20 protein-coding genes and 1 pseudogene are annotated in these 19,992 nt (G+C 64.8%); 12 read left to right on the forward strand and 9 right to left on the reverse strand.

The genetic code is table 11. From position 1 onward, the window contains the following. The first annotated feature begins 176 nt into the window (after nt 1–176). From AC3WSN_RS14055 to AC3WSN_RS14070, 4 genes are all read left to right on the forward strand, one after another. A complete protein-coding gene (locus tag AC3WSN_RS14055; protein WP_192707388.1) occupies nt 177–629 on the forward strand; it encodes a LexA family protein in 453 nt (150 codons plus the stop codon). Then, the gene (locus AC3WSN_RS14060; RefSeq protein WP_492538643.1) at nt 626–1,954 is read left to right on the forward strand and encodes a Y-family DNA polymerase; all 1,329 of its coding nucleotides are present in this window, start codon (nt 626–628) and stop codon (nt 1,952–1,954) included. Before AC3WSN_RS14055 ends, AC3WSN_RS14060 begins: the two co-directional genes overlap by 4 nt. Before the next feature lie 264 nt (nt 1,955–2,218). Then, nucleotides 2,219–2,491, forward strand: coding sequence for a PepSY domain-containing protein (locus AC3WSN_RS14065; RefSeq protein ID WP_492538645.1), 273 nt, complete (start codon nt 2,219–2,221; stop codon nt 2,489–2,491). Further along, complete coding sequence (locus AC3WSN_RS14070) at nt 2,491–2,748, forward strand: hypothetical protein (protein ID WP_492538647.1); 258 nt, start codon at nt 2,491–2,493, stop codon at nt 2,746–2,748. The genes AC3WSN_RS14065 and AC3WSN_RS14070 overlap by 1 nt, the downstream gene beginning before the upstream one ends. A 171-nt stretch (nt 2,749–2,919) precedes the next feature. Here the strand turns inward: AC3WSN_RS14070 and AC3WSN_RS14075 are convergent, their stop codons facing one another. The 6 genes from AC3WSN_RS14075 to AC3WSN_RS14100 form a co-directional block, all read right to left on the reverse strand. Next, nucleotides 2,920–4,569, reverse strand: coding sequence for a porin (locus AC3WSN_RS14075; RefSeq protein WP_492538648.1), 1,650 nt, complete (start codon nt 4,567–4,569; stop codon nt 2,920–2,922). 768 nt (nt 4,570–5,337) lie between these two features. Further along, a complete protein-coding gene (locus AC3WSN_RS14080) occupies nt 5,338–5,601 on the reverse strand; it encodes a hypothetical protein (protein WP_492538650.1) in 264 nt (87 codons plus the stop codon). Between the two features lie 9 nt (nt 5,602–5,610). Next, nucleotides 5,611–5,817, reverse strand: coding sequence for a hypothetical protein (locus AC3WSN_RS14085; protein ID WP_492538652.1), 207 nt, complete (start codon nt 5,815–5,817; stop codon nt 5,611–5,613). 4 nt (nt 5,818–5,821) lie between these two features. Continuing rightward, on the reverse strand, nt 5,822–6,025 hold the full coding sequence (locus AC3WSN_RS14090; RefSeq protein ID WP_492538654.1) for a hypothetical protein: 204 nt from the start codon (nt 6,023–6,025) through the stop codon (nt 5,822–5,824). Further along, entirely contained in the window at nt 6,022–6,147 is a 126-nt protein-coding gene (locus AC3WSN_RS14095; RefSeq protein ID WP_492538656.1) for a hypothetical protein, read from the reverse strand. Before AC3WSN_RS14095 ends, AC3WSN_RS14090 begins: the two co-directional genes overlap by 4 nt. A 799-nt stretch (nt 6,148–6,946) precedes the next feature. After that, entirely contained in the window at nt 6,947–7,264 is a 318-nt protein-coding gene (locus AC3WSN_RS14100; protein ID WP_492538657.1) for a hypothetical protein, read from the reverse strand. A 1,030-nt stretch (nt 7,265–8,294) separates the two neighbouring features. On the opposite strand from AC3WSN_RS14100, the gene AC3WSN_RS14105 reads away from it, so the two are divergent. Then, on the forward strand, nt 8,295–8,618 hold the full coding sequence (locus AC3WSN_RS14105) for a polyhydroxyalkanoic acid system family protein (RefSeq protein WP_492538659.1): 324 nt from the start codon (nt 8,295–8,297) through the stop codon (nt 8,616–8,618). A gap of 139 nt (nt 8,619–8,757) precedes the next feature. Then, nucleotides 8,758–9,051 carry a hypothetical protein gene (locus AC3WSN_RS14110; RefSeq protein ID WP_492538661.1) on the forward strand — a complete coding sequence of 98 codons (294 nt, stop codon included), beginning with the start codon at nt 8,758–8,760 and terminating at the stop codon, nt 9,049–9,051. Nucleotides 9,052–9,171: 120 nt separating this feature from the next. Here AC3WSN_RS14110 and AC3WSN_RS14115 read toward each other — a convergent pair. Continuing rightward, nucleotides 9,172–9,723 (reverse strand): annotated as a pseudogene (locus AC3WSN_RS14115) (GntP family permease); the annotation flags it as partial. A 181-nt stretch (nt 9,724–9,904) separates the two neighbouring features. Here AC3WSN_RS14115 and dld point away from each other — a divergent pair. Together dld and poxB are read left to right on the forward strand one after the other, a co-directional pair. Further along, nucleotides 9,905–11,641: a D-lactate dehydrogenase gene (gene dld / locus AC3WSN_RS14120; RefSeq protein ID WP_492538662.1), complete on the forward strand. Its 1,737-nt coding sequence runs from the start codon at nt 9,905–9,907 to the stop codon at nt 11,639–11,641. Between the two features lie 126 nt (nt 11,642–11,767). After that, nucleotides 11,768–13,498, forward strand: a complete 1,731-nt coding sequence (gene poxB / locus AC3WSN_RS14125) for a ubiquinone-dependent pyruvate dehydrogenase (RefSeq protein WP_492543110.1) — start codon at nt 11,768–11,770, stop codon at nt 13,496–13,498. Between the two features lie 464 nt (nt 13,499–13,962). Here poxB and AC3WSN_RS14130 read toward each other — a convergent pair whose 3' ends face one another. Beyond that, nucleotides 13,963–14,232 carry a hypothetical protein gene (locus AC3WSN_RS14130; protein ID WP_492538664.1) on the reverse strand — a complete coding sequence of 90 codons (270 nt, stop codon included), beginning with the start codon at nt 14,230–14,232 and terminating at the stop codon, nt 13,963–13,965. A 1,093-nt stretch (nt 14,233–15,325) separates the two neighbouring features. Continuing rightward, a complete protein-coding gene (locus AC3WSN_RS14135; protein ID WP_492538666.1) occupies nt 15,326–16,051 on the reverse strand; it encodes a TetR/AcrR family transcriptional regulator in 726 nt (241 codons plus the stop codon). Between the two features lie 207 nt (nt 16,052–16,258). Between AC3WSN_RS14135 and AC3WSN_RS14140 the strand changes: the two genes are divergently transcribed. The 4 genes from AC3WSN_RS14140 to AC3WSN_RS14155 are packed head-to-tail and all read left to right on the forward strand — an operon-like array spanning nt 16,259 to nt 19,977. Further along, entirely contained in the window at nt 16,259–17,551 is a 1,293-nt protein-coding gene (locus AC3WSN_RS14140) for an FAD binding domain-containing protein (protein WP_492538668.1), read from the forward strand. A gap of 29 nt (nt 17,552–17,580) precedes the next feature. Beyond that, nucleotides 17,581–17,880, forward strand: a complete 300-nt coding sequence (locus AC3WSN_RS14145; RefSeq protein ID WP_492538670.1) for a DUF485 domain-containing protein — start codon at nt 17,581–17,583, stop codon at nt 17,878–17,880. Further along, nucleotides 17,877–19,541: a cation/acetate symporter ActP gene (actP, locus tag AC3WSN_RS14150; RefSeq protein WP_492538672.1), complete on the forward strand. Its 1,665-nt coding sequence runs from the start codon at nt 17,877–17,879 to the stop codon at nt 19,539–19,541. The genes AC3WSN_RS14145 and actP overlap by 4 nt, the downstream gene beginning before the upstream one ends. Nucleotides 19,542–19,560: 19 nt before the next feature. Then, entirely contained in the window at nt 19,561–19,977 is a 417-nt protein-coding gene (locus tag AC3WSN_RS14155; RefSeq protein ID WP_492538674.1) for a cupin domain-containing protein, read from the forward strand. Nucleotides 19,978–19,992 lie beyond the last annotated feature (15 nt).

Below are 19,992 nucleotides of genomic sequence, written 5' to 3' on the forward strand. Positions count from 1 at the left end.
GCGTGACCGCAGGTTCACCGCCAACTGTTTGCGCTGATTAAACCCGCGCCGTGATTGGCCTTTCCGGGCTGAGTTCACATCCATCCACCGGCGTGGAAGAAACCGCTCGCCTGCAGATTGAACCGACCCGGCACATCAGCTTTGTTCTGTTTCCGTTCTAAATGGCGGAGCGCAGGGTGCACCTCAACCGGATCGACGAACTGCTGGTCCAGAGCCCCGACGCGGTCCGCGTGCCGGTGATCGGGCAGGCCCTGTGCGCCGGCTTCCCGTCGCCGGCCGACGACTTTCTCGAAGGCGCGCTCGAGCTGCCGCGCTGGCTCGTGCCGAACCCGCCCGCCACCTTCCTGTGGCGGATCAGTGGCTCGTCCATGGAGGGCGCCGGCATCTACGACCGCGACCTCGCCTGCGTCGACCGCAGCCTCAAGGCCGGCCACGGCAGCGTCGTGGTCGCGGCGATCGACGGCCAGATGAGCTGCAAGCGCCTCGTGCTCGACGGCAACGTCGCGCGGCTGGCCTTCTGCAACCCGGACCTGCCGGCCTTCGCGGTCGATGAGTTCGGCGAGGGCGCGATCTGGGGCGTGGTGCGCTTCTCGATCCGCTGGCACGTCGCGCGCGGGCAGCTGTCGTGAGCGGGCCCGAGGCGCGCCTGCGCGACCGGATCGGCGGCGGCCGGGCCGTGGCGCTGATCGACGGCAACAGCTTCTACTGCTCGTGCGAGCGCGTGTTCGACCCCAAGCTCGCCGCGGTGCCGGTCATCGTGCTCTCGAACAACGACGGCTGCGCCATCGCCCGCACCGCTGAGGCCAAGGCGCTCGGCATCCGGATGGGCGACCCGTACTTCAAGATCCGCGACCTGTGCCGGGTCCAGGGCGTGCGGGTGTTCTCGTCGAACTACACGCTCTACGGCGACATGTCTGGGCGCACCAACACGGTCTACCGGCAGTTCAGCCCGCAGGTGGAGATCTACTCGATCGACGAGAGCTTCCTGAACCTGTCGGACGTGGCGCCGGCGCTCCGGGTCGAACTCGCCCGCGACCTGCGCGCGACCGTCCGCGCCTGGACGGGGATCCCGACCTGCGTCGGCATCGGTCCGACCAAGACGCTCGCCAAGCTCGCCAACCACATCGCCAAGACGGTGCCGGATCTCGCTGGCGTGTGCGACCTGACCGACCCAATGGCCTACGCGCACTGGCTGTGCCGGATCGACGTCGCCGAGGTCTGGGGCATCGGCCGGGCGTCGCTGGCCAAGCTCCAGGCGATGGGCGTCGAGAGCGTGGCGGACCTGCGCGACCTCGACCCGCGACCGGTGCGCAAGGGCCTGACCGTGGTGGGCGAGCGCATCATCCACGAGCTGCGCGGGCTGGCCTGCCTGCCGCTGGAGATGGTGCCGGCGCGCCGGAAAGGCTGCGCGGTGACCCGCTCGTTCTCCAGCCGGATCACCGAGCGGGCGGTGCTGGAGGAGGCGGTGTCCGCGCATGCGACGCGGCTCGGCGAGAAGCTGCGGCGGGAGGGTCTCGGGACCAACCACGTCACGGTCTTCTATCACACGAGCGAGCACGACCGGGATGATCCGATGCGCTCGGTCTCGACCACGGTGCAGTTGCCGGAGCACACGTCGGACACGCTGGCGCTGATCAAGGCGGCGCGGCACGGGGTGGCCAAGACCTGGCGGGAGCCGGGCGAGCGGCCCTGGCGCTACGCGAAGGCGGGGATCGTCACCAACGATCTCGTGCCGCTGTCGCACAGCCCGCGGGCGCTGATCGGCGCGCTGGATCGCGAGCGATCGGGGCCGCTGATGGCGGCGATGGATGCCTGCAACGCCCGGTGGGGCCGCGGCGCCGTGGTGCCGGCTCGGGCGGGGCTGGTGAGCCGGCGCGACTGGAACACCAAGTTTGAGATGCGCACGCCGCGTTACACGACGCAGGTGAGCGAGCTGCCGGTCGCCTACGCGTGACCGTCCTTTTTCGCGAGCGATCGCAAGCTGGAGAGGCCGCTATGGGTGGATTTCTGCCGGTCCGCTTTCGGACGGCGAAGCATAGGAGCGGACGCTGCAGCCGCGCTCGCTTCCGCTCCCGATCACCCTGGCGTCGCGGACTTATCCTGCTAGCGTCAGCGTTAAGAACATCGTGGGCCAGATCTAGCCGTCATCGAACCGATCGACGAGCAACCGCACTCCAAACCGCCCGTTGTCTGACGCAATCAGTAACGGAGGTGGCTAATGAAATCTGCGGCGCTCGCTCCCGTCGTCTTAGCTCTGGCACTCGGCTTTGCTGGCCCTGCGCTGGCTAAGAAGGACAAGCCGGGTCCCGACTGGATGCCAGCTGAGCAGGTCAAACAGAAGCTTATGGACGCGGGCTACACCACCATCACAGAGCTGGAGGCCGACGATGGGCATTGGGAAGGCGAGGGCCTGAAGAACGGCGTGAAAATGGAGTTCCACGTTGATCCAAAAACGGGCGCCATCACCAAGGAAAAACCTGACAAGGACTGATGGCCAAGGGATCACCAACCGGTGTCCAGGAGACCCGGCCCAGCAAGAAGGAAAAGCGCACGGCGTACCTGATCGCCGTGCGGCAGAGGCGCGAGGCGTTGCGCGTTTACGCTGTCGTCGCCCCATCGGCGCAGGCAGCGCTGGAGCGGGTCGGCGCCTTGGCGACAGACGGCGTGGAGGTCGAACTCGTCGGCGCACTCTCGCGGGACATGGTTCGGCACCTCGGCCTCAAGCCGGGCGAGATGCAGCTCGTGTGACGACGCGCCAGCCACATCTACGCGCGGCACTGAATGAGCGGCACGTTCCCGTCATCAAGCCATGACGGCAACAACAAAAAGCCCGGCCTTTCGGCCGGGCTAGTGGGGTCCCTTTGCACGGGGACATCAAGACCAGGTGGCTCTGGAGAACAACCGGCCTCGATTGGGGGATTAGAAGTCGCGCTGGACGCGGACTTTGATCTGCGAGACCGAGTCCTGCGTCGCGGTGCGCGGGACGTAGGTGCCGGCGTTGATCTGGGCGGCCAAGTTGTAGGCGCCCGGGGCCTTGTCGTTGTCGATCGCGCGGCCGTTCTTCAGGCCGATCTGCGTGTAGAAGCCTTCCACGCCGATATCGAGATCCTTCACCGGCGACCAGATCAGGCTGGCACCCGCTACGAACTGGTAGGTGTCGCGCAGTGCCTGTGTAAGCTGGTAGAACCGGGTGCCCGGAACGCCGACGGCGTTCGTGCCGAAGCCGGGGGCGCCGGCGATGCCGCTCACGAGGCCGTAGATCGCGCCCTGAGCCGCACGCGCGCTCTGCGAGAAGCTCTGCTCGCCGTAGGAGCCGAAGACGGCCGAGCGCCACTCCGGCGACCAGTAGTGCAGGTACGACGCGACGGCGGTGAAGCTGGTCGACGTCTCCAGCTGACCGGTGAACGGGTTGATCGTCGCGTCCGCGAAGTACTGGGCGAACTTCTGGCCCTGGATGGTGGTCGTGCTCTGGATGTAGGAGCCGGTGTAGTTGGAGTAGCCGGTGTAGAGCTGCGCGCCGTCGCCGTAGGCACCCTGCAGGTAGAGGGCATCGCCCGGGGCGATGAACGGCATGTTGATCTTCACGCCGCCCTGGATCGCCCAACCCTGGGTGTTCTTGGTGTGCGCCGGCACCAGGATCGGACCGGTGCCGAGACCGCCGGCATTGGCAGCGCTCGACAGGTTGCCGGCGTTCAGCTCGTGGGTGGCGGCCGAGAGCTGGGCCGAGCCCCAGGCCTGGTCGAGGCGGACGACGCCGACGAAGTCGGGCAGGCGCGACTTCTCGATGCTGTCCACCAGCCCGAACCGGTTGGGACCGACGAAGATCGGCGTCGGCTGGACGGTCACGCCGAAGTTCGAGGCGCTGCCGGTGGAGACGGTCGGCGTGACGCCGAACGGCGAGAAGATCGGGGTGCGGCGGAAGACCGGATCTTCGATCGAGATCGTGGCCGACAGGCCGTTGCCGATCGTGGCCGTGTAGGCGAGCAGGTTGGTCGAGAAGTTGTCCGAGCCCGCGGTGGCGCCGCCGATCTCGAAGTCGTGGGCGTAGAAGTCGAAGAACGAGGAGGCGCGGCCGGCGGTGAGGCCGGCGAACTGGATGAACGCCTTGTCGACGTTCATGTACTGCGAGTCGCGGCCGAACTGGTCGGTACCGATGCCAGGATAGGCCTGCCCGATGCGCTGCTGGGTGCCGGACTGGCCGACGCCGGCGTAGCCGGTGCGGGCGCCGGCATCGAGGCGGACGAAGGCGCGGAGCGTGCCGTAGGCAGTCTGGGTGCGGGCATCGAGGTTGATGCGCATCCGGCCCTGGTAGCCCGACGTATCGCCGATGTTGTTGCCGTACTGGCGCGAGTAGCTGGTCTGGTAGCCGGCATCGAACCGGGCGCGGCCCGAGATGCGCAGGCAGGTGTCGGTGCCGGGGATGTAGAAGAAGCCGGCGCCGTAGGCGGTGCAGACCCGGACGTACTCGATCGGAACCGCCTTCTTCACCGGAAGATCGGCGGCATGCGCGGCGCCTACAGCTGCGAACGCGGCCGCGGACCCAAGCAGGGAATTTTTCAGAAACTTCATCAGCAACCCCAAGCCTTAGAGACCCGTAACTGCGGCCCTGCCTGATTCTTCAGGTCGTACCGCCGGTTGTTATTCGGGCCCGCGTCTTGGTGGCGTGCTCCGGCAAGGCGTCTCGTTGCGACGGCTTGCTGGGGCAGGATCATGCGCGAATTGTTTCGCTCAGCAACGATATTTCGGCTCGCTAACATAAGTTCGTGAGGCCTGTAATAATCTTGTCACAATCGCGTGACTGCCCATTTTGGCCACTTATGCACTCCCGCTGCGACGCAGGTCAGTCCCTTTTGAAGAGCTATCGAGACCCAGTTTCAGCCGTGCCGTTCCGCCGGGATTGCCTTATGCGAATGGCTGCTTAGGATCAGCGCGGACGGCAGTCTGGGTGTCTGAGTTGGATCGAAAGCGGAAGCTTGGTTCGTGTCGTCAAGCGTCAGCTGCCTGGCCGTGGCCGGCTGAAGCTGAGGCCGCCGCGGTGGAACGCCATCGCGGCGCCTGCTGCGTCCCGCCCCTGATCGCAAGGCCGTCAGCCTCAAGGCGCACCAGCGCACGGGTGGCGTGCATGGCTCGATCCCGGCCAGTCAGCCCCGCGCGCCCGGCGATATTGCTTGCTGTCGAGGGTTCGGCGGAATGGAGACGGCGGCCCGGACGCTGCGACGTGCCCGAGCCGCCTGCCGCAAGCCGGATTGGGGTGGGCTTGGCAGCAGCCGTATTTGGATGGAGGCGTGTTACAGCGTGATTTCAGTCTTTGGGGTCTGCCGCCATGGCGGCTAAGCGCTAAGCCGGCGGCAGCGCGATCCGTCTCCCGGGCTTGCAGGCGTCGATCTCGGCGAGGTGGTCGCGCCCTTGCCGCGTGATGAACCAAGCTGAGATTACCCGGCCGGGCCCGAGCGCTGGCCGGGACACGACGAGCCCGCGCTTCTCAAGCGCCGGCATCGCGGACGGGTAGGCCTCAAGCCGCATCCCCTGCGGATAGAGTAGACAGGCGCGCAGTGCTTCGAGGTGACGGCCGCGTATCGGGGCGTTCGGTTCCGAGGGCATGCCGCCCCGCTATTGCAGGCCTTCGGGAGAGTCCATCAGACCTAGCCGGATAGCCAAAGCCAAAAGGTCGCTGTCGGTCAGCATCTCACCGTCGACGATCCAGAGCATCTCATCCACAAGCCAGAACATGATGTCGTCAGCCCACGGATCGACGATGTGGCCGCTCGCTCTCAACGCCTCCGCGGCCTTAAAGACCGGGTCGGCGTCGTCGTCCATGCCGTTACGCCGACGCGATGATCATGCGCTGGCGGGCCACGTCGAGGCGCTCCTCATCCGTGTGCACCGGCATCTCGGCGTAGACCTGCTCGACGATCAGCCGATTGGCCGCCTCGTCCAAGCCGAGGCCGCGCGCGAACCCGTCCAGGCGCCGCATCATGTGCTGGATCGCGGCGCGCTCGTGCGCGGCTTCGGGATCGTCGCTCATCCCTGGACCGGGAAGCCCATGATGACGGCGGTCATCACCATCGTGCGGCGCAGGCCGGGCGTGGTGACCTTGTCCGCGAGCAGCTTCTTGGCCTGCGGGTGCATCTCGATCGCCTTGGCCACGTAGATGGTGTGCCCGGACTCGAGGGCGAAGGGCTTAGCGTTCTAGTCCTTCAGGTAGGCGGCGGTGTCCGCCTCGATCTCATCGTCCGACACTTCGGACTTACGGCGCAGGTCCCCGACGCTGGGGATCTCTTTGGCCATGGCGGAGGCGTAACGCGCGCCCGGCGGGGTGTCGAGACGGGCTCGGATAGTTTGACAATCCGAGGCCTAAGCCATTGGAACCGAGGGTGCGGTTTGCCGCCAGTTCAGCGGGTAAGTATCTGAAAACAAAAAGACAAGCAGGGTATCATAATCCTTGTGTCGGGGGTTCAAATCCCTCCCTCGCTACCATTAAGATCAATGGTTTAGACCCAGAACTTGATGCGAGTTCCGAGCGTTCTAGCTCCTGGGTCGCAATTGGGTCGCAGAGCTGAACGAAGCCGTTCTGACGACCCACTCCTTCATTCGACGCCGCAGCGAAGCAAATCCGTTCCTTCGTCCGCTTCCCTGGATTGGGCCGGCGGCGCGCCGCGACCTTGTCTCATGCTGCCCGGAGTAATGCGCTGTAACCAGTGGGCGCTGAACTCCGCAGTACGCCGATCATCGCAGTACCTGCTCCGAGAAATATCGGCATTTCAAGGCGGTGGAATTCCTGCGCGCTGATCGCATGTTCCGCTAACCTCTCGAGTTTCGGATCACTCCGAGGACTCGTTCACGGGTTACGAGCGATCGCCTGCTGGCGGGTCGGTTGAGCTACATCAGGCGCTCTCGACCAGTAACTGTCGTTGTTGCGACTCGAGCTTTTCCGTAGCCGGAGGGTTCACGAAACGCCGTTCGTGACGCTTACGGTTCGAACAGAGGAAAGTTCGTTCTGGAGCTCTTGGTGGAACCAGAGAATCCGCGAGCCTTGGTTGAGCACAAGAAGCCCAGCCGGCGTGATCGGGCCCGCCCTCCTCTCCTTCGACCCAACTCTGCCGATCAGATGTGCTCCGAAATGCGCCTCGACCCGGTCGAAGGCTTCCCTGAGGTTCGTCAAAGAGAGGCCGGCCGTCTCAGCCGCCGAGCTGAACGCAGCGGTCTCGCCGTCCGCAAGCTTGCGGAGGACGCGAACGGCCAGATCCAGATCCGAGATCCTCATCGGTCCTATCCTCATCGCGTTCACCGGGGCGACCAGTCTCGGCGCAGCCGACTATCAGGCGGATCGGAAGGAAACGTTGCGGGCGAGTCGCCGACCTCTCTGTTCTCGGGTGGATCTGGGCGGAGGCCGCGAAGGCGAGTTCCGCCGAAGAAGCGGTTGCGGTGGCTCGAGGCGAAAATTCCACTCCCGACTTCGGAGACGCGCAAGCAGGCAACCCGGAGCGAAAAACGGATTTTCCGTGCGAAGATCGGTCAATCATCAGGACGTCGCCAGCACCTCGAATCGGATGATCCGCGACTTGGGATGTCGGCTGCGAAAACGACCGTGTCGAATAGAAGGCTGGACCATCCGTCCGACCGGCTGAAACGATCGGGAAGCGACAGCCTCCCACGAAATCGGATTTTCCGTTTACGTATCGTGCATGAGGCCGGCTTCTAATCCGGCCGGGGAAGGCGATGATGCGGATGCCGTTCGGCGCCTGTCTCCTCTCTCTCGGTGGATGGATCGCCTGCGCGACATTGGCGCTGAGCGCCGGTTGGAATCCGGTCCGTACCGTCGGGGCGGTCGGATCGAACGACATGGCCGTGCCCAGATGCTTGCGACTCCGCGCTCGCGAGCAACGCCGCTTGCCGTATCGAGACCGACTGCGCCTCATGCCTGACCGGGCACGACGAGTGGGCTATTCGGCTTCGGGTTCGAACGACGGCGTAGGCTGCCAACGTTGCAAGCCGGCGGTCGTCGAGGAGTGTGCGTAACCGGCTGCCAACGCCACGGGCGAACGAGCGCGGCGGGCCGAAGGTGACGGCGTCGAACCCGTTGGCCTTGCAGCTCCGTCGTCCTCAGCGTTCGCCATGCGCCAAGCGAGTTCCATTCCGGAAACACCCTGCCGTCACTTCCAGACGTTGTCGGTATCGGCAGCGGTCCCAAACGACGCACAGTTCATGCGGATGCGGAAGGCGCGGACCACGACGTGGTTACTGGTTCTTAACCACCGATCACGGATCCGTGATTGTCCACCACGGGAAGGCTGATGCCGAAGCACATCACACTCGCGATACCTCATAATCTCGGCGCCGTCGAAGTGCGCCGCCGGCTCGACCGGCAGATGGATTGGGCGTTGCAACGCCTGGAGCAGAAGAGCATCCGCATCGTCATGACGGATTGGGTGGAGGGCAGCCGTGCCTTCAAGGCCCGCGCTCTTGGCCAGGACGTGAGCGGCAATCTCGCGGTTGCCGCCGACAGCCTGTGGCTTGAGGCCACCATACCCTGGATCATCGGCGCGTTCGCGCCGGCCATCCAGGCTGCCGCGAGACACTATGCCGGACGCATCCTGGCTTCGGAGGCAACGGCCTGAAGCGCAGCGACGGCCGGCGATCGATCGCCACCGCCGCAGCCATCCCCGCCCTTCAGCCAGCGCTTCCTGCGGGCAAAAGCCAAGCTGGTAATGGCACGGTGGAGGGCGGGAGTCGTGTCAGAGCGGATCGAAGAGTCGGTTGAGGGAACTCGAACAGGGCAACGCAAAGGCGGTCTACGTCTCGGCCATGGTAGGCGAGATGTTGCGGCGTGTACTCAGCGACGCCCTCGTCGACCTCGCAAGATCCAAGGGACCGGCTTACTTCGATATGGTCATGGAGTGCGAACTGGTGCGATGCTCCGTATTGTTTCGTAAGCGTCTCGATGACACCCCTGAGACCGCGAAGATGCACCGGGCGTGGTTCGCGAGCGAAGGGCGCGCGGCTCTGTACGAGGTGATCGACCGCGCGAGTGCCGACGCGGTGCGCGAATAGCACGGTGCACGCGAGCGTCCCGCCGGTCAGGCTTCATGTCCTTGCTGCTGCCGGCATCGATCGGCGTGCTCCAGGCGAGTGCCCTCCGAGGCAGACGGATATGGACATGATGTTGCCGGATCACACAACGCCTGTGGTGTAGTAGAGCCCAAACACCACAAAGATGGCCAAGGTCTTGATGATCGTCACGACGAAGATGTCGTCGTAGGACTGTCGGTGAGTCAGCCCGGTGACGGCCGGCACGGTGATCACGGCACCGTTGTGCGGCAGGTCGTCCATGCCGCCGCCCGCCCTGGCCACCACACCTTGGAGCACCTCCAGCGGGAAGCCGGCGGCGTTGCAGGACTCGATGAACTGATTGCCCAGGGTTGAGAGCGCGATGCTCAGGTTCCCTAAGGCCGATCCGGTGATTGCCGGCCAGCGTCGTTTTCGAGATCGCAGCCTTCACGAGAGGGTTCGGGATGTACGCGAGGGCATCGCGCACCAGCAGGAACTCGGGAAGCGCCGCGATAACCGCACCGAAGCCGTACTTCGAACCGGGAAGCCGTAATTCGAACCGGTGTTGAGGGTCGCGAGCAACGCGCCTCCAACCGCCGCCTTCGTTCCATCGGCAAATCGCGCCTGGATCCGCTTGAACGCGAGCAGCACGACCAGCAGTACGCAGGTGAGCAATTTGCGGCCGCGCTACACGGTTTCATGATGTTGCTTCAAAAATGTACAGCATGAAGTATTCGCTGTATGCGGCAATTATGGTGACAGCACGTTCAAACAACGTCGGAAACGTACAAGATCTGCTGATGCGCATGGCCTAGCTCATGCCCGAACTACGTTCGGCAGCGCAAGGAGTCCGATCATGAACGTGCGGTCCGATTTCAGATGCCATGACGTCGGCCCAAGCCTGAGCAACGATCAACTCCTGGCCGGTTTGCGCGACGTCGTCGGAGCCGTACACGTCCTGACCACCCCGTCGGCGACGCAGCACTATCGCAAGGGTTTCCGCTTTGGGAACGGTCCGGCCATTGCCGTTGTCCGCCCCGGGTCGCTGGTGGAGATGTGGCGTACTCTCAAGCTTTGCGCCAGGGCAAATAAGATCATCATTCCTCAGGCCGCGAACACGGGCATCACTGGAGGTTCTACGCCGGACGGCGACACGTACGACCGTGAGATAGTCATAATTAGCGGGATGCGCCTAGACGTCATCCACCCGATCCAAGGCGGCAAGCAGGTGGTATGTTTGCCAGGGTCGACGCTCTTTCACTTGGAAAGACTGTTGAAGCCTCTAGATCGTGAGCCGCACTCCATCATTGGTTCTTCGTGCATCGGTGCCTCAGTATTCGGCGGAATCTGCAACAATTCCGGCGGAGCCCTGATTCACCGGGGGCCGGCATTCACGCAGACTGCTCTCTACGCAAGGATCGACGAGGCAGGTCGAGTCGAGCTCGTCAATCACCTTGGCATCTCGATTGCAGGGGACGAAGAGGCGATCCTCGAAGCTGTGGAGGCCGGGCGCTTCGATCCCGCAGCCATCGAGAACGATCCCGCTCGGCATTCGTCGGATCACGACTACCAGGACCACGTGCGCCAGATCGAGGCGGATACGCCAGCGCGCTTCAACGCCGATCCAAAGCGCCTTTTCGAGGCCTCTGGAAGCGCGGGCAAGGTCCTGCTCTTAGCCGTGCGACTGGACACGTTCCCGATCGAAGCCGAGACCGCGACCTTCTACATTGGGAGCAACGATCCAGGCGAACTGACCGCGATCCGGCGGCATATCCTCTCCAAATTTGCGTCCCTGCCGATCGAGGGCGAGTACGTGCACCGCGAAGCCTTCGACGTCGCGGAGAAGTACGGAAAGGACACTTTTCTCGCCATCCAGTACCTCGGCACCGACCGGCTGCCGATGATGTTCGCTATGAAAGGACGGTTCGATGCCTTCTGCGAACGCTTCAAGTTCCTGCCGCACGACCTGTCCGACAGGATCATGCAAGCGATTGCAGGCGTGTTCCCGAAGCATCTTCCGCAGAGACTTTATGACTATCGCGACCGTTTCGAGCACCATTTGATCTTGAAAATGGGGCGCGCCGGGATCGAAGAGGCGCGCAAGTACCTCTCCGGCATCTTCCCGTCCGCGCAGGGCAACTACTTCGAGTGCACGAAGAATGAGGGCGAGAAGGCGTTCCTCCATCGCTTCGCTGTCGCCGGAGGGTCCAACCGCTACCGTGCCGTCCACCGACCGGATGTCGCCGGGCTTCTAGCTCTCGATATCGCCCTACCCCGCAATGAGATGGATTGGTTCGAGAAGCTACCGAAATCGATATCCGACAAGCTTGACGTTAAAGTGTATTACGGTCATTTTTTCTGCCAAGTTTTTCATCAGGAATATATTGTAAAAAAGGGATTTGTCATTGACAAAATAGAGCGAGAAATGTGGGATATATTGGACTCAAGGCGAGCAGAGTATCCAGCAGAGCACAACGTTGGACATTTATATTATGCCAAGCCGGCTCTTGTTGAACACTACCGGAAGCTTGATCCCAGAAATTCTTTCAATCCAGGCATTGGCCACACGGCGAAATGCGCGTGCTGGCGCTGAAAGTGCCGCTTTCGCTTTCCGGTGTGGAGGCACCCGGGGCGGCGGCGTCACGGTCAGGATCGTCATCCAGCTTCAATCGTCGGCCGGTCGGCCGCCCAGCCCTTTCAAGGAGTGACTGCCGTGTCGATCAGCACCATCGCAGATCTAATCATCGAAACCCTGAACGAGGCTGGCGTACAGCGGATCTTCGGCGTCGTCGGCGACAGCCTGAATGGGTTGACCGACTCCCTTCAGAAGCGCGGTACGATCGAGTGGATTCACGTCCGCCACGAGGAAGTGGCAGCCTTCGCTGCTGCTGGCGAGTCGCAGATCACCGGTCAGCTCGCAGTCTGCGCGGGTTCCTGCGGGCCCGGCAATCTGCATCTCATCAATGGACTGTACGACGCGCAGCGCACCCGCACGCCGGTGCTAGCCATCGCGGCCCACATTCCTTCGGCCGAGATCGGGGGCGGCTACTTTCAGGAGACACATCCCCAGAACTTGTTCAGGGAATGCAGCGTCTATAGCGAACTCGTCTCGGATCCCGCTCAACTCCCCTACGTGCTTCAGAATGCCATCCGCGCCGCCGTCGGCGAGCGAGGCGTGGCCGTCGTATCCATTCCCGGCGATGTCGCCCTCAAGCCAGCGCCGACGAAGGTGGTAACCCCGAGGGCGGGACTGCTCCCGCCACCTGTCGTCGTGACACCGCGCGAGCAGGAGCTCGATGCTCTCGCCGGCTTCCTGAACGGGGCCGGACGCGTAACGCTGTTCTGCGGACGCGGCTGCGCCGGGGCACACGCGCCCCTCTTGCAACTCGCCGAGACCCTCAAGAGTCCCATCGTGCACGCGCTCGGCGGCAAGGAGTATGTCGAGTACGACAATCCATACGATGTCGGGATGACGGGCTTCATCGGCTTCGCCTCGGGCTACGAGGCAATGCATGCCTGCGATGCTCTCCTGATGCTGGGGACGGACTTCCCCTATAAGCAGTTCCTACCGACTGCGTGTCGGATCGCGCAGGTCGATATCCGACCTGCGAACCTCGGTCGTCGGGCGAAGCTGGACCTCGGCGTCGTCGGCGACGTCGGCGCGACGATCTCGGCTCTCCTCCCGAAGCTGAGGACCAAGACGGATCGCCTGCATCTCGATGACAGCCTGACTGCCTATCGGGAGGCGCGCCGCGGGCTCGACCACCTCGCCCAGGGGACTCCGGGTCGCAGGCCAATCCACCCCCAGTACCTAGCGAAGGTGGTGAGCGACGCAGCCGCCGATGACGCGGTTTTCACCTTCGATGTCGGGACGCCGACGATCTGGGCTGCCCGCTACCTCGCCATGAACGGGCGACGGCGCCTCGTCGGCTCGTTAGCGCATGGGTCCATGGCCAACGCCATGCCGCAGGCCATCGGCATCCAAGCCGCGCAGTCAGGACGACAGGTGATTTCGCTATCGGGCGACGGCGGCTTCAGCATGTTGATGGGCGACCTCATCACGCTAACGCAGGCCAGCTTGCCGGTGAAGGTCGTGGTTTTCAATAATGGAACGCTAGGCTTCGTCGCATTGGAGATGAAGGCCTCGGGATTCGTCGAGACCGGCACTGATCTGAAGAACCCTGATTTCGCGGCGATGGCCAGAGCCATGGGCATCTACGCAATTCGCGTGGAGGATCCGGGCGACCTTCCTGGCGCGGTTGCCGAGGTTCTGGCCCACGAAGGTCCGGCCCTCCTCGACGTAGTCACCGCGAAGCAGGAGCTATCGATGCCGCCTACGATTGGCCTCGAGCAGGTCAAAGGCTTCAGCCTTTGGCTGTTGCGAGCCGTGATGAGCGGTCGCGGCGACGAAGTGATCGATCTGGCCAAAACTAACCTGCTGCCCCGCTGAGTGTCGCCAGCGTCTTACGACAGCTTCTCACGGAGACAATCCATCAAGGAAGGTATGCGGCGCGAGGATCGCCAGGACCGTGGGCAGAGGCAGGTGCAGCAGTATTGAACCGCGAACGCCACGGCGAGGAACGTCAACGCGGCCGGCCGACGTGCCACGCCTTCTCCGGTATTCGGCCCTGCCGCGAGCGCGAGGCCGAATGCTGCCGCGTTGAACCCGTGAAGGGCGTCCTGACCCGCCGGCGACGTGACCGTGCCGAAGTACATCCGAGCAAGACCCGCGACGTTGCCGAACGGCACGAGTGATCGAGGGTGAAGTGCTTGAGTAGGATCTCGCCCGTGGCGCCCGCAGCATCGCGACCATCGGTTCGGTCCCCTGAGCCGGCTGGACGATGAGCGGGGCCGCATCGGCCCTGGTTGCACTTGGCATTTTGCGGGTCGGGAGATGTTCTCGGCGTTGCAGGATCAATCCTCGTCGATGTCCGCCGGCGATCCGGGCGGCAGCGGGCCGCCGTCGATGACGCCGGGGTCGCCGTAGATGAAGGGCGGCCCGTCCCAGCCGACGACGCCGTCCGGGTTGTCCGGCGTCACGTTCGGATCTATCGCCTGCCGACGATCGCGATCGAGACGCTGCTCGATCCGCTGCATGCGCTTGAGGTCGCGCCGGATCGGAACGTCCTGATCCTCGGCGAACGCCTCGGGGGCGGCCGCGAAGGCCATGAGGGTGCCGAACACCAGAAGTCTCATCCAAATAGCCCTTCATTTTCGATCGTTCGGTTTGGTTTCAGTCAGCGACTGCGGGTCGGCGCCCGATAACCCGCGGCTCTCAATCATTTCGTGGGGTCGTGGGCGGCGTGGGTCCCGAACGTCGCTATTGCCTCGAAGACGCCGTCTCGGCGGACCAGCGCATGGACCCAGTCGAAGGCGAGGCGGAGCCCTGAAGACGGGAGCGGCATGCAGGAACCTCCCTTGGACTCGATCCACCCTATCGGCCGCTGCCATCGGCTCGTTCATGGCGGGAAGACTGTCAGAACCACCGCTGCCCCGAAATCAAACCTTCGTATATCTTGGTGGGATAGATTTCATGGAGAGTGAGTCGGAGGTCCCTAAGCCAACGTGCGCAGGCCAGCGGTCGCGCAATGGACGCGTTTGAGGAGGATCTGCGGAATTCTGTCGCGATCAGCCGGCCGGCAGCCCCCGGACTCATGCGGGACTGCACCTGGCTGGATCCGGCGGGTTCAATCACCGCCATCGCAAAGGCCGGATCGCGAGGCGTCCATTCCTGGCCACCGCCGCCGTCCGAAGGTCACCTCGGGGTTGATGTCTCCGTCGGCTCGAGCATCAATGCGGTGGCCCCGCCGAACATCGTCGTGCAGCCCTCGGCGGTCGTCCGGGAGCATACGCTGGTCCGGGACCCTGCCGGCGGCAACTTTTGGACCCGGGATGCATCTCGCTGATGCCCTCCTCGCCGCTCCTGCAAGACGCAGCCCGCGCATGCGGCTCCGGCGGTGTTGAAGCTTTAGGCTCCCAGCCGTGGGCTCATGCTCGCAATCAACATATCGGATCTGCCGCCACATGGGCCGGCTGCCGGCCCGTCCTGAGCCTATAGTAGACCGGGACGAGCTGACCTGGCCGACCGGCTTCCGAGCGGGCAACGAGAGGATCAGCCAGGGCCGGCGCCGCAGGTCCGATCATCGGCCGGCGACTCTGCCTCATGGCACGTGGTCGGACCGTGCGGCGCAAGCCAGGATCGACGTGCGATCCGGGAAGGCTCCGCCTGCCGCTGCCCGACTCCGGCCCGATGGACTCGATGCTCAGGCCGACGGCATCAGGGCAGGCGTTCGACGGGCGGAAGCACCGCTGCGACGCCGCCGAGGAGCGTCTCGATCTTCGCCCGGATGATATCCCGGACGTCGCAGTCCAAGGGCAGGCGGTAGATGAATTCCCGTACGCCGAGGTAGAAAATTGAAGAGTGAATCGACCAAACCATTTCGATCTCGATGCTCGTGGCTGGTACATCCTTTATCGACGGGCGGTGAAAATGCATTCTGAGCTCCTCCACCACTACTTCAAAGACATGGCTACGAAGAAATTTTAGATAACGCGCATTGAAGTCCAGATTTTTGAGGCCGGCAAACATGAACAACCGCACCCATTCCGGCGTCAAAATGACGTTCGCGTAGCTTACATAAAAACTTACCAGACGGCTCTCGAGCGGAACGTCGCGATCTTTGATAGTGTCTTCCCAGAACGGATCCCAACGACCGACGAAGACATCCTGATAGACCCGCTCGATCAAGGCCTCCTTGCTCGGAAAGTAGCGATAGAGCAGCGGCTGGGTGATGCCCAATATCGCAGCCAACTCACGCGTCTGCCCCTCGAAGCCGCGTTCCGCGAAGAAGGCGATGGCCGCCAAGGCGATGCTCTTCTCGCGATCCGAGGGCGAGAGTCTCTTGCGCACCCCCGGCCGATCGCCCGGCGAACCTTTTCGGGGACTCCGCGAGACGGTCAGCGGGCCGACGATGCCGGGCTTCGACTTGGGCGGACGTACCATGATCCCTGGTTATCATAGCGGATCCATTGATCAAGCGATAAGCGAATTGCACACGACTCGTCGGACGAAACGCATCCAGAAAGAGGCGAGCTGATCCCCGCACCTGCCTATTTTATCGCCTGATAAACAGTGTTGACAACGGATCCGCGCGCTCTCATTATTGATCAACGGATAATCAGCGATCCGGCGCTGCGCTTGCGGTGTGGGATGACGCGGGGCGAACGACCCATTCGTGGAGGAATCATCGTGGGTGCGACCCGGACCAGATGCGCGACGGAGCGGCCGAGCGCGGTCATCATCGGCGGCTCCATGGCAGGGCTGTTTTCGGCGCTGCTCCTGACGCGAGCCGGCTGGAACGTCGAGGTCTTCGAGCGCGCGGGAGCCGAGCTGTCCGGACGCGGCGCGGGGATCGTGACCCATGCCGAGCTGTACGAGATCCTGCAAGACGCGGGGATCGACCGACAGGCCGCCGAGGTCGGCGTATCGGTGGTCGGGCGAAGGGTGCTGGAGGCGGACGGGTCGATCGTCGGGGAACTGGCGTTGCCCCAAGTGCTGACCTCCTGGGCGCACCTATACGGCCTGCTCCGCGAAGCGTTTCCCGCCGAACGCTATCATCACGGTTGCGCGCTATCGCGGGTCGAGGAGGACGCCGACACGGTCACGGCTCACTTCGAGGACGGCTCCTCGGCCTCAGCGGACCTGCTGATCGGAGCGGACGGGATCTTCTCCACGGTGCGCGCCCGGCTCGCCCCGAAGGTCCTTCCGAGCTACGTCGGCTACATCGCCTGGCGGGGCCTCGTGAACGAGGCCGACCTGTCGGCCGGCACGCGTGAGGCGCTCCTGGACCGTTTTGCCTTCGCATTGCCGGATGGCGAGCAGATGCTCGGCTACCCGGTCGCGGGCGCCGACAATTCCATGGCCCGCGGCCGCCGCCGCTTCAACTTCGTCTGGTATCGTCCCGCCGCCGCGGACGCGGCCCTGCGCGACTTGTTGACCGACGCGGACGGCGTTGAGCATCAGCTCTCGATAGCCCCGAGCCGGATCCGGCCCGAGGTCGTCGCGTCCATGCGCTCGGACGGGCGCCGGCTGCTGGCGCCGCAATTCGCCGAGGTCGTCGAGAAGACCAGCCAGCCGTTCATCCAGGCCATCCAGGACCTGGAAACCCCGCGGATGCGGCTCGGCCGGCGCGTGGTCATCCTCGGCGACGCCGCCTTCGTCGCCCGCCCGCACGTCGGCATGGGCGTGACGAAGGCGGCGGGGGATGCGCGGGGCCTCGTGGAGGCGCTGGCGGCCCATCCGGATAGCCTGGACGATGCCCTCGCCGCGTTCGAGGCTGCCCGCCTCCGCTACGGCGCCGCCGTGATCCGGCGCGCCCGGGAGCTCGGCGCCTACATGCAGGCGCAGATACTCACGCCGGAGGAGCGCGCCATGGCGGAGCGCCACCGCCGGCCGGAAGCGGTGATGGCGGAGACAGCGGTCGCGACGGGAATCGCAGCTTGATTCAAGGACTCGGCAGACCGGAGGACGCAGTGAACAGCGCAAGCATCTCGATCCATCCAATCTTCCGTCGGCTTTGCTTCGAACGGAATTGCCTCGGCATCACCCTCGCGGTCACGATGGCGACGGCCTACTTCGCCTACGTCCTTACCGTCGCCTTCAGGCCCGACCTGCTCGGCACGCCGATCCGGGACGGGTCGATCGTGACCTGGGGCATCGCCGTTGGCGTGGCGCTCCTGGGCCTCGGCTTCGTGCTCACCGTCATCTACGTACTCGTCGCGAACACACGCCTCGACGGCCTCAGCAGGCGCCTGCGGGAGGATCTCCGGTGAGCGGCGCCCGTCACCTCCTGGCCGCGGCGGCGATTCTTGTCGCCGACGCGGCCCGCGCGGACGCGTTGACGGGTCCCGTGACGCGGCAGCCGCTGAACGCGATGGCGATCGCGATGTTTCTCGGCTTCGTCGCCGTGACGCTGGCGATCACGGTCCGCGCCGCCCGCAGCGGTACCCGGACAGCGAGCGACTACTACGCGGCCGGCGGCGGCCTGAGCGGCTTCCAGAACGGGCTTGCCATCGCGGGCGACTACACTTCGGCGGCGACCTTCCTCGGGGTGACGGCGCTCATCTACACCTCCGGCTACGACGGCATGATCTATGCGGTCGGCTTCCTCGTCGGCTTCCCGATGATCTTGTTCCTGATCGCGGAGCCGCTGCGGAACCTCGGGCGCTACACGTTCGCGGACGTGGCGGCATACCGACTGTCCGAGGTGCCGGTACGGCTGGTGGCGGGCGTGAACACCCTTGTCATCGTGCTGTTCTACCTGATCGCCCAGATGGTCGGGGCCGGCAAGCTGATCGAGCTTCTCTTCGGGCTGCCCTACGCCGCGGCGGTCGTGCTCGTCGGCGTGCTCATGATGGCGTACGTCGTCTTCGGCGGCATGCGCGCGACGACCTGGGTCCAGATCATCAAGGCGGTCCTGCTCCTCACGGGATCCGCCCTGATGTCGGCGCTGATCCTCGCGCGCTTCGGGTTCAGCCTGGAGGGGCTCCTCGCCCGGGCGGTCGCGCTCCATCCAAAGAAGCAGGCCATCATGGCACCGGGCGGGCTCGTCAAGGACCCGGTCTCGGCGATGTCGCTCGGCCTCGCCCTGATCTTCGGCACCGCCGGCCTGCCCCACATCCTGATGCGCTTCTTCACCGTAGCCGACGCCCGCCAGGCGCGGTTCTCGGTCCTCGTCGCGACAGGGTTCATCACGGTCTTCTACACGCTCCTGTTCGTTCTCGGCTTCGGCGCGATCGCTCTGGTGCAGGGCGACCCGGCCTACGCGAACGCGGCCGGCGGCGTGGTCGGCGGCGCCAACATGGTCGCGCTGCACTTGGCGGACAAGCTCGGCGGCCCATTGCTGCTCGGCTTCATCTCGGCGGTGGCGTTCGCGACGATCCTGGCCGTGGTGTCGGGGCTGACGATCGCGGGCGCCTCGGCGGCCAGCCACGACCTTTACGCCCGGGTCCTGCGCCGCGGCCGTGCGAGCGAGCAGCGGGAAGTTTGGGTCTCCAAGGCCGCCGCGGTCGCGATCAGCCTTACCGCGATGGGGCTCGGCATCCTTTTCGAGAACCAGAACATCGCCTTCATGGTCGGCCTCGTCTTCGCCATCGCGGCGAGCGCGAACTTCCCCGTGATCCTCCTGTCGGTGGCCTGGCGGGACCTCACGACCCGCGGGGCGGTCGCGGGCTCGCTGGCCGGGCTCCTCAGCTCGCTACTCTTGGTCGCGCTGAGTCCCGGTGTGTGGACCGCGACCTTGGGGCTCGGCGTCGCGCCGTTCCCCTACGACAATCCGGCCCTGTTCTCGGTCCCCCTCGCGTTCGTGACGTCCTGGGCGGTGTCGCGGCTGGATCGGAGCGCGGCCGCGGCGACGGTCCGCGCCGCCTACGCGGCGCAGCACGTGACGGCCCAGACCGGCTTCGACCGGCCTGCCGCACCGGTCGCGCATTGATCCGAGGAGGAGAAGGGCCATGACACGTCAGACGATCTCGCATTGGCCGATGCCCCCGTCCGACTGGCCGGTGGAACTGCGCCGGGATTTCGCCGCCGGCGCCGGCAAGGGGCAGGTCGGCAGCCGCCTCGTCTCCGAGACCGACCGCGTCCGGGTGTGGTCGCTCAACCTGAGGCCGGGCGAGCGGATCGGCTTCCACACGCACGTGCTGGACTATTTCTGGACGGCGGTCACCGGCGGGCGAGCGCGCTCGCACTACGCCGACGGCCGTGTTGCCGAGGTGGCCTACGAGCCCGGCGACACCCAGCACCACACCTTTCCGGCCGGTGCGTTCATGATCCATGATCTCGAGAACATCGGCGAGACCGAACTGAGCTTCACAACGGTCGAGTTCCTCGACAGCGCGAACGCGCCGCTGCCCGTGTCCGACCTCTGATCACACGCCAATCGC

It is taken from the genome of Methylobacterium sp. FW102-HT35C08 (assembly GCF_058790235.1).

Excerpts from the sequence above, each read along its gene's own strand:
- AC3WSN_RS14105 (WP_492538659.1), top strand. The coding sequence starts at position 8,295 with ATGCCGAAGCACATCACACTCGCGATACCTCATAATCTCGGCGCCGTC.
- AC3WSN_RS14090 (WP_492538654.1), bottom strand. The coding sequence starts at position 6,025 with ATGAGCGACGATCCCGAAGCCGCGCACGAGCGCGCCGCGATCCAGCAC.
- AC3WSN_RS14080 (WP_492538650.1), bottom strand. The coding sequence starts at position 5,601 with ATGCCCTCGGAACCGAACGCCCCGATACGCGGCCGTCACCTCGAAGCA.
- AC3WSN_RS14100 (WP_492538657.1), bottom strand. The coding sequence starts at position 7,264 with ATGAGGATCTCGGATCTGGATCTGGCCGTTCGCGTCCTCCGCAAGCTT.
- AC3WSN_RS14140 (WP_492538668.1), top strand. The coding sequence starts at position 16,259 with ATGACGCGGGGCGAACGACCCATTCGTGGAGGAATCATCGTGGGTGCG.
- AC3WSN_RS14135 (WP_492538666.1), bottom strand. The coding sequence starts at position 16,051 with ATGGTACGTCCGCCCAAGTCGAAGCCCGGCATCGTCGGCCCGCTGACC.
- AC3WSN_RS14155 (WP_492538674.1), top strand. The coding sequence starts at position 19,561 with ATGACACGTCAGACGATCTCGCATTGGCCGATGCCCCCGTCCGACTGG.
- AC3WSN_RS14065 (WP_492538645.1), top strand. The coding sequence starts at position 2,219 with ATGAAATCTGCGGCGCTCGCTCCCGTCGTCTTAGCTCTGGCACTCGGC.
- AC3WSN_RS14075 (WP_492538648.1), bottom strand. The coding sequence starts at position 4,569 with ATGAAGTTTCTGAAAAATTCCCTGCTTGGGTCCGCGGCCGCGTTCGCA.
- dld (WP_492538662.1), top strand. The coding sequence starts at position 9,905 with ATGAACGTGCGGTCCGATTTCAGATGCCATGACGTCGGCCCAAGCCTG.
- AC3WSN_RS14085 (WP_492538652.1), bottom strand. The coding sequence starts at position 5,817 with ATGGACGACGACGCCGACCCGGTCTTTAAGGCCGCGGAGGCGTTGAGA.
- AC3WSN_RS14070 (WP_492538647.1), top strand. The coding sequence starts at position 2,491 with ATGGCCAAGGGATCACCAACCGGTGTCCAGGAGACCCGGCCCAGCAAG.